9 protein-coding genes are annotated in these 6406 nt (G+C 71.6%); 6 read left to right on the forward strand and 3 right to left on the reverse strand.

Annotated elements, in window-relative coordinates:
• Positions 1-193: 193 nt before the first annotated feature.
• The 4 genes from ACIQVZ_RS42040 (at position 194) to ACIQVZ_RS42055 (ending at position 2349) form a co-directional block, all read left to right on the forward strand.
• Complete coding sequence (locus ACIQVZ_RS42040) at positions 194-565, forward strand: cupredoxin domain-containing protein (protein WP_402458359.1); 372 nt, start codon at positions 194-196, stop codon at positions 563-565.
• 36 nt (positions 566-601) lie between these two features.
• Positions 602-1042 (forward strand): hypothetical protein, encoded by a 441-nt coding sequence (locus tag ACIQVZ_RS42045; RefSeq protein WP_402458361.1) that lies wholly within the window; start codon positions 602-604, stop codon positions 1040-1042.
• A gap of 230 nt (positions 1043-1272) precedes the next feature.
• The gene (locus ACIQVZ_RS42050) at positions 1273-1791 is read left to right on the forward strand and encodes a sigma factor (RefSeq protein WP_402458364.1); all 519 of its coding nucleotides are present in this window, start codon (positions 1273-1275) and stop codon (positions 1789-1791) included.
• Positions 1792-1851: 60 nt separating this feature from the next.
• Positions 1852-2349, forward strand: coding sequence for a hypothetical protein (locus ACIQVZ_RS42055; RefSeq protein ID WP_402458366.1), 498 nt, complete (start codon positions 1852-1854; stop codon positions 2347-2349).
• A 146-nt stretch (positions 2350-2495) separates the two neighbouring features.
• On the opposite strand, the gene ACIQVZ_RS42060 is transcribed toward ACIQVZ_RS42055, so the two are convergent.
• The 3 genes from ACIQVZ_RS42060 to tatA form a co-directional block, all read right to left on the reverse strand.
• A complete protein-coding gene (locus ACIQVZ_RS42060) occupies positions 2496-2873 on the reverse strand; it encodes a hypothetical protein (protein ID WP_402458369.1) in 378 nt (125 codons plus the stop codon).
• Between the two features lie 85 nt (positions 2874-2958).
• A complete protein-coding gene (gene tatC, locus ACIQVZ_RS42065) occupies positions 2959-3792 on the reverse strand; it encodes a twin-arginine translocase subunit TatC (protein ID WP_402458371.1) in 834 nt (277 codons plus the stop codon).
• An 84-nt stretch (positions 3793-3876) separates the two neighbouring features.
• Complete coding sequence (gene tatA / locus ACIQVZ_RS42070) at positions 3877-4152, reverse strand: Sec-independent protein translocase subunit TatA (RefSeq protein ID WP_402458373.1); 276 nt, start codon at positions 4150-4152, stop codon at positions 3877-3879.
• A 436-nt stretch (positions 4153-4588) separates the two neighbouring features.
• Between tatA and ACIQVZ_RS42075 the strand changes: the two genes are divergently transcribed.
• Positions 4589-4900 (forward strand): hypothetical protein, encoded by a 312-nt coding sequence (locus ACIQVZ_RS42075; protein ID WP_402458376.1) that lies wholly within the window; start codon positions 4589-4591, stop codon positions 4898-4900.
• Positions 4901-4999: 99 nt separating this feature from the next.
• Entirely contained in the window at positions 5000-6376 is a 1377-nt protein-coding gene (locus ACIQVZ_RS42080; RefSeq protein ID WP_402458379.1) for a DUF4331 domain-containing protein, read from the forward strand.
• Positions 6377-6406: the final 30 nt, after the last annotated feature.

Consider the following 6406-nt stretch of genomic DNA (forward strand, 5'->3'; position numbering starts at 1 on the left):
CGGCCATCCTCAACTACGTGCTCGGCCAGTACCCCGTCCCGGACGACTTCCTGCCCACCGACAAGGCCGCCAGCCCCACCCTGCTCACCGTCTGAGCAGACCTCGAACCGGTGGGTGCCCGGACGCGGGACGTCGACTCCCTCGCGCCCGGGCACCCACCCCCACCTCCCCATTCCCGGAACGGACGTCGCCCGTGACCGCCGTACGCCTTCGCTGCGCCCTGGCCGGCGCGCTGCTGACCCTGACCCTCGGAGCCTGCGCGTCGAGCCACTCCGCATCCCCCCAAACGGCCGGTGGTTCTACCGCCACCTCGTCCGGTACCCGGATCACCATCAAGAACTTCCAGTTCCAGCCGACCGACCTCACCGTGCACCCCGGGCAGACCGTGACAGTGCTGAACGAGGACTCCACCGCCCACACCGTGACCGCCAACGACAAGTCCTTCGACACCAAGGCGATCGACGGCGGAGCCACGGCCACCTTCACCGCCCCGTCCACGCCCGGCCGCCACCCCTATATCTGCAGCATCCACCAGTACATGAACGCCACCCTCACCGTCAGCTGACCCCACGCACGGCGAGCTTCGCGTCAGGAGGTCTGCATGACCAGCCCCCATCCCAACCGGATGTCACTCAGGACGCTCGCGCACGCTTTGCTGCGCCTGGTCGCGGCCGCAGGCCTGGTTGTGGATACGGTGATCCACGCCCGGCTTGCCGGGCATTACGACGCCGTCGCCAAGACGGTCAGCGAAGGCGACTTGTTCCGCGCGGAGGCCGGTGCCGCAGCCCTGGCGGCCCTGCTCGTGCTGCTGTGGCGCAGACGGGCCGGCGACATCTTCGCGCTCGCCGTCGCCGCGGCCGGCCTCGCCGCGATCCTGCTCTACCGCTACGCGGACATTGGCGCCCTGGGGCCCCTCCCGGACATGTACGAGCCCGTCTGGTCCACCGACAAGGCCACCGCCGCCTGGGCCCAGGGCATCGCCCTACTGGCCCTGGCCGTCCTGCTGATCCGCCCGGCAGACGGGCGCACCCCTGCGAGTTGAACACCCGTCCCCACCCGCAAAACGCTCCCCGCGCACCACGGCGCTACACCGCGCCTCGAAAATCCCGCGGGAGCGCGCCTGCCCCCGGCCGCCGAGGCGCTGCCTGGGCCTGCGAGGGCGTCCCGGTCTGCGGCGATCCGCCGCCCGTCGAGCACAGCCACCCGACAGGTCGGCGCTGTATGACGCCTCGCGCACCCGAGCCTGCTCTCGCCGCCGTCGAGCAGCTGCTCATGCGGGTCGCCGACGGCGACCCGCGGGCCTTCGACCAGCTCCACGACGCGATCGGTGCCGCCCTGTTCCTGATCGTGCTGCGCGTGGTCCGCGACCGCGGCCACACCCAGGACGTCGTTCAGGAAGTCCTGCTGGAGATCTGGCGCAAGGCCCACCACTTCCAGCCGGCGCGCGGCACCGCCAGGGTCTGGATCGCCATTATCGCCCGCCGCCGCGCCATTGACCGTGTACGTACCGGACGCGCCGTTCACGAGCGTGACCTGCGAGCCGCCCTGCTCGAACGCCCCGCACCCGTCGACCACATCAGCGAACACAGCGCCTCCTTGCGCAGCAGCGGGTCCGCGGCGCCCTGCTTCGCCTGCGCATGGTCCTGCACAACGACAGCTGAGGTGCCGGCGGCGACGGGGGAGGCCCCTGAAGGGCGGCGTTCGCCGGAACCTGCCAGAGCAGCCGTTGTGCCGTCCCGGCTCGGCGGTACATCCGCGCGTGACACGGCGCACGCGGGGCAGGCGCCATGAAGACCCTGGGTACGGCACTGTCAGCCGGTGCCGACCGGGACCGCGGAAAGGAGATCCCTCATGCACACCACGGATGCGATGGTCCACAGCCGCCTGGCCCGGCGGATGCTTGCCGGCACGGCCGCGGGCGCGGCGGGCACGACCGCGTTGAACGCGGTGACCTACCTGGACATGGCGGTGCGCGCCCGCCCGGCGAGCGGCACTCCCGGGCAGGCGGTGGAACGCCTGGCGGACAAGGCGTCGGTGCCGATCCCGGGCGACGAGGAGAGGCGAGGCAACCGGGTGTCCGGCCTCGGGCCGCTGCTGGGCATCGCCAGCGGTGTGGCGGTCGGCACGCTCCTGGGGGCGGCCAGCGGCACCCGTACCCGCTACGGCACAGCCCTGACGGCCGTCGCGCTCACGCTGGCGGCGATGGCCGCCTCCGACGCTTCGCTGGCGGCGCTCGAGGTCACCGACCCGCGGACCTGGAGCGCGAAGGACTGGCTCGCGGACGCTGTCCCGCACGCGGCCTACGGGCTGACCGCCGCTGTGGTCCTGTGCCGCCTGAACCACCCGTAACGCACCGAGCCCGCGCAGCAGGGCGCGTTGCGGAAAAGGGGCGACTGTGTGCGCGTCCGTCGGCGCGTCTCGACCCGGTCCGGCGCTCTCCCGCGGTGACCGGGGCGCGGCGGGAGATGCTCCGCTCTGCAGTGGCGGTGTCCGCCTCAGTTCTCGGGGCCCATCGGTGACGCCGGGCTGGAGGCGGCGGCCGGGCGCGGCTCGATGTCCAGGCCGTGGCGCAGGTGCGCTTCGAGGGGCTGCACGCTCCCGCGGATCTCGTGGGTAAGGCCGGACAGTTCCGGGGCGGCGGTGGTCAGGGCGTGGGCCACCAGGGCCTTGGGGTGGAGGTCCTGGGGGCGCAGGTCGGCGAACTCCGGCCCCAGGCTCTGCTTCAGCTCGTCGGTGCCGGTGCGGGCGAATGCCTGGAGGTTGCGCAGCAGTCGCAGGGCGTCGGCGACCAGAGCGGGTACCTTCTCGGGCCCGAAGATCATGACGGCCAGCGCCATGAGGACAGCGATCTTGACCAGGCTCAGGTCGAGCACGTGAACACCCCTTGACGTTGAAGAATGGACCCGTTCGGTGGTCCGGGCCCGCGGGTTGACCGGCGTGGTGGCCGGTCGTGCCGGGTTACCGGAGGGCGTCGGCGAGTTCGCTGGCCTCGGCCGGGTGGGCGGACGGCGTGGGCGATGCCTGGTCATCGGGCAGGAGTGCGTCGGGCCGGCGGCCCTTGCGGCGGTCGTGCAGGGAGCAGATGCCGAGGGCCGCGAGGAAGAGCAGGCAGATTGGCACGGCCAACACGAGCATCGTCAGCGGGTCGCCGGTGGGTACGACGACGGCGGCGAACACGAAGATCAGGAAGATGATGATCCGCCACCAGCTGCACAGCCGGGCGGCGCTGACGACGCCGACCAGGTTGAGGACGACCAGCAGCAGCGGGAACTGGAAGGACAGGCCGAAGACGACGACCATCCGCAGGAAGAAGTCCAGGAACTCGTCCCCGGGCAGCACCAGGCCGAACGAAGACGGCGTGAACGAGGCCAGCAGCTCGATCGTCTTCGGGAAGACGCTGCAGGCCAGGGCCGCGCCGGCGGCGAACAGCGGAACGGCCGCCGCGGCGAACCCGAGGCCGTAGCGGCGCTCTCGCCGGTACAGGCCCGGCGCGATGAACGCCCACACCTGGTACGACCAGACCGGGCTGGCCAGCAGCACCCCGACCACGAGCGCGACCTTGAAGGAGAAGCTGAGCGGGCTCAGCGCGCCTTGCAGGACGAGCAGCCCGTTCGGGCAGGCCGCGGTGGCGGCGCCGACGCCGTGCACGTGGGTGATCCGGCAGGCTGGCCCGGTCAGGGCGTCCACGACCCGCTCGTGAACCGCCCACCCCACCGCCGAACCCGTCAGCAGAGACAGCGCCACCTTCGTCAACCGGGAGCGCAGCTCCCGCAGATGGCCGCGCAGCGGCATGACGGCACCGTTCGGGTTGTCCGGTTGCCCACCGGAGGTTCCTCGGGCTTTCACACTGACCCTTCCGCGTCCACAGGCCGGGGTTCAGTGCGCGGAGCGCGACGGCTGACCGGTGGGTACGGACACGGGCACGGGCTCGACGATGTCGCCCTCCAACGCTGCTGCCTGCACTCGCTGGCCGGGGCCGGAAGTGTCCTCCCCAGGGTGGGCGCCGTCGTTCTTCAGCGCGGCCGTCTCGGCCTTGAGGATGCGCAGCGACTTGCCCAGCGCCCGTGCCGAGTCCGGAAGCCGCTTGGCTCCGAACAGCACGAGGACCACCAGGCCGATGATGACGATCTCCAACCCGCGCGTCTGGAACATTCCCCAGCACCTCAGATCTTCCGTGCACGGCCAACGGCCGATGCGTGTCGCAACGTTGCCCGCCGGTTCCTGGGAGAGCGGCGGGAGCGTCCTGTCGCATCGTCTTCGTGCCCCGCCCGGCGGCAGATGGGTCCCCGCGGGGCTCAATTTCCGCTTTCACCCGCTCGGGTGAGCGCCAGGGCGCTGAGCTGCGGCGCAGCCGGTCCGGCCAGGTGAAGGCCGGCCGCCGGCGGTTGCGCGTCGCCTTGACCTGGGCATTGCGCCGGCACTTCACTGCCGGTGACCGCCCGGCGCCTGGGGCCCACGGCCGTCACCTTCAATCGCCTTTCCCGCCCACGCACTCCAGTCGGCGGGATCGTCCACCGTTGCGGGCGGCAATCAGACCGAGCCGGCGGCGCGCCGATTCACCCCACACCGATGTGAAGGAGATACCCCCATGTCCCCGGACACTCCCGCAGCCGACACCCCGCCCGACGGCCTGTCCCGCCGCCGCCTGATGCGCCAGGCCGCGGCCGTCGGCGCCGCCGGCCTGGCCGCGACCGTGATCACCGGCGCCGGCACAGCGGCCGCGGCCGAGACCGCCCCGGTGCCCGAATCGCGCCACGCGCCGGTTCCCGACCATGACGAGCCGATGATCGTGCACGTGCGAGACCTGCGCTCCGGCCACCTCGACCTGTTCAGTGGCGAACACCACCAGCGCGTCCAGGACCCGGTCCTGGCCGCCGCCCTGGCCCGCGCCCTCGGCTGACAGCACCCCCCTCCCCCCGAACACCGGCCGGCTCCCGGCAGCTCCACCAGGAGCCGGCCGGTCACCCTCCCCTGCCCGCGCACCCCCTGTGAGGTTGACATGTCCTCCCACCGCGAAGCCCCCGAGATCTCCAAGGACCCGGTCGCCGACAGCACCGACGTCTACGCCTTCGTCAGCCCCGACCACGGCGACACCGTCACCCTCATCGCCAACTACATCCCCCTCCAGGGCCCGGCCGGCGGACCCAACTTCTACGAGTTCGGCGACGACGTCCTCTACGCCGTCCACATCGACAACGACAACGACGGCCGACCCGACGTCACCTACGAGTTCCGCTTCCAGGTCGAGGTCCGCAACCCCGACTCGTTCCTCTACAACACCGGCCCCATCACCTCGCTCGGCGACCCGAACTGGAACCGCCGCCAGACCTACACCGTCACCCGCGTCGAGGCCAGCGGCCGCCGCACGGTGCTGGGGGAGCACCTGGCCTGCCCGCCCTGCAACATCGGCCCGCTCTCCACCCCCGACTACACCTTCCTGGCGAACATGGCGGTGCACCGGCTCGACGGCGGGCGGAAGGTGTTCGCCGGGCAGCGCGCCGAGGGCTTCTACGTCGACCTCGGCTCGATCTTCGACCTCGGCACCCTGCGCCCCTTCCAGCAACTGCACGTGATGCCCGCCTTCACCCAGCCCGCACCGGGCGTGAACACCACCAAGGCGCTCAACGTCCACAGCATCGCCCTCCAAGTCCCGATCACCGACCTGACCTTCGGCGGGCGCAAGCCCGGCGACGTGAGCGACCCGCACGCCACCATCGGCGTGTACACCACCGCCTCCCGCCGCCAGGCCCGCATCATCAACACCACTGGACACGACACCGAGTCCGGCCCCTTCGTCCAGGTCTCCCGCCTCGGCAACCCGCTGGTCAACGAGGTCATCATCCCCATGGGGAAGAAGGACCTGTGGAACTCCCAGCCCCCGGCCGACGACAAGAACTTCGCCCAGTACGTCGCCATGCCCGAACTCGCCAAGCTGCTGCCCGCCCTGTACCCGGGCGTCTTCCCGAACCTGGCCGCCTACACCAAGCCCCGCGCCGACCTCCTCGCCATCCTCCTCACCGGCATCCCCCACGGCGTCGTCCCCGGCTTCCAGAACTACACCGGCGACACCCAGGCCGACATGCTCCGCCTGAACGTCGCCGTCCCCCCGGCCGCCAAGCCCAATATCCTGGGCCTGGTCGCCGGAGACCCGGCCGGCTTCCCGAACGGGCGCCGCGTCTTCGACGACGTCGTCACCGTCGAGCTGCGGGCCGTGGCCGGCCTGACCCTGCCGCTCGTCGACCCCTCCTTCACCCCCGACGCCGCCACCAGCGCCATCACCGACGGCCTCACCCCCGCCGACGTCAAGAACCCCTACCTCGACACCTTCCCCTACCTCGGCGTCCCCTACGACGGTTACCACAACCCGTCCAACTGATGAGCCCCCGTGCCGCGGCGCAGGGGCACG

Source organism: Kitasatospora sp. NPDC098663, from assembly GCF_044760075.1.
In the GTDB taxonomy this organism is placed as follows: Bacteria; Actinomycetota; Actinomycetes; order Streptomycetales; family Streptomycetaceae; genus Kitasatospora.

Coding starts and splice junctions, on each gene's coding strand:
- ACIQVZ_RS42045 (WP_402458361.1), top strand. CDS start 602: ATGACCAGCCCCCATCCCAACCGGATGTCACTCAGGACGCTCGCGCAC.
- ACIQVZ_RS42050 (WP_402458364.1), top strand. CDS start 1,273: ATGCGGGTCGCCGACGGCGACCCGCGGGCCTTCGACCAGCTCCACGAC.
- ACIQVZ_RS42055 (WP_402458366.1), top strand. CDS start 1,852: ATGCACACCACGGATGCGATGGTCCACAGCCGCCTGGCCCGGCGGATG.
- tatC (WP_402458371.1), bottom strand. CDS start 3,792: ATGCCGCTGCGCGGCCATCTGCGGGAGCTGCGCTCCCGGTTGACGAAG.
- tatA (WP_402458373.1), bottom strand. CDS start 4,152: ATGTTCCAGACGCGCGGGTTGGAGATCGTCATCATCGGCCTGGTGGTC.
- ACIQVZ_RS42075 (WP_402458376.1), top strand. CDS start 4,589: ATGTCCCCGGACACTCCCGCAGCCGACACCCCGCCCGACGGCCTGTCC.
- ACIQVZ_RS42080 (WP_402458379.1), top strand. CDS start 5,000: ATGTCCTCCCACCGCGAAGCCCCCGAGATCTCCAAGGACCCGGTCGCC.